The sequence below is a fragment of the Streptomyces ossamyceticus genome (assembly GCF_001418475.1).
Classification (GTDB): Bacteria; Actinomycetota; Actinomycetes; order Streptomycetales; family Streptomycetaceae; genus Streptomyces; species Streptomyces ossamyceticus.
Genome location: NZ_LIQX01000730.1, coordinates 1 through 1,289, shown reverse-complemented (window position 1 = coordinate 1,289; position 1,289 = coordinate 1). Strand labels below are relative to the sequence as shown.

The window sequence follows — 1,289 nt, the reverse complement described above, 5'->3', positions numbered from 1 at the left end:
ACCCCCGACCGGGTCGTGGCCGCCCCCGGCGCCCCCGCCCTGCTGCTGGCGCTGACCGCCGCGATCGGCGGCGACGTCCTGCTCCCGCGGCCGTGCGCCGCCTGGTGGGAGCCCGAGGCGCGGGCGCTCGGCAGATCCGTCTTCCACGTCCCGACACCCGCCGAGTGCGGCGGCGTACCGGACTCGTACGCGCTGCTGGAGACCGTGCGCAGAATCCGGGACGAGGGCGGTGACCCCCGGCTGCTCGTGCTGTGCGTCGCCGACGACCCGACCGCCACCGTGGCCCCGCCCGAGCTGGTCCACGAGACCGTGGAGGCCGCCGCGGGGGAGGGCCTGCACCTGGTCAGCGACGAGACCTGGCGCGACACCCTGCACGACCCGCACGACCCCGTGCTGCTCAGCCCCGCCGAGATGCTGCCGGACCGGGTCACCGTCGTCACCGACCTCGCGGGCCCCTTCCTGCCGCCCGGCTGGCCCGCCGCCGTCGCCCGCTTCCCGGCCGACGGCATCGGCGGCGGACTGCGGGACCGGGTCCTCGACGTGCTCACCGCGCTCGGCGCCCGTGTCGCCACCCCGGTCGCCGCGGCCGCCGCGTACGCGCTCGACGAACCCGGCCCCGTCCGCGAGCGGCTCGCCGGTGCGGTCCGGCTGCACGCGCGGCTGGCCGCCGCCGCGCACCGGGCCGTGATCGCCGCCGGGGCGCTCGCCCTGCCCCCGCGCGCGGGCCGGCACCTCTACGTCGACCTCGCCCCGCTGCGCCCGGCGCTCACCGCGCACGGCGTCGGCGATGCCCAGGAGCTGGAGGACTTCCTCACCGCCCGGCTCGGCCTGCCCGTGCCCGGCGGACACCGCTTCGGGGACGACCTCGGGGCGCTGCGCTTCCGCCTGTCGACGGGACTGTTCCTCGGCACCGCCGACGAGGAGCGGGCGCAGGCCCTGGCCGCCCCCGACCCCCTGGAACTGCCCCATGTGGAAAGCGCGTTGACCCAGTTCCGGGCGGCCCTGGAGGATCTCCGATGACGAGACTGCCCGGGGCCACCGGATCGTGTCCGCGCCGATCGGCCGACCGCGCGCTGTCCGGTCCGCGACGACGATCCCTCGACGACGCCCAGCGAGGGGAGCCTCCTCGATGACGCAGCAGTCCGAGTCGACCCCCTCCGCGGCCTCCTCGTCGCCCGTCTCCGCGACCCCCGAGGACACCGACGATCCGGCGTTCTCATCCGGCCTCGGCGCCCTGGAGCCGAGGCCCACGTCGCCCTTCGCCGTCCCGCTGCCGCAGGTGGACGCGG

1 protein-coding gene is annotated in these 1,289 nt (G+C 77.6%); it reads left to right on the top strand.

Annotation, left to right across the window (positions count from 1 at the left end; translation table 11 throughout):
- Positions 1-1,020 (top strand): aminotransferase class I/II-fold pyridoxal phosphate-dependent enzyme (locus AOK15_RS37690; protein WP_055523266.1); only part of this gene is annotated, 1,020 nt, incomplete at its 5' end.
- Positions 1,021-1,289: the final 269 nt, after the last annotated feature.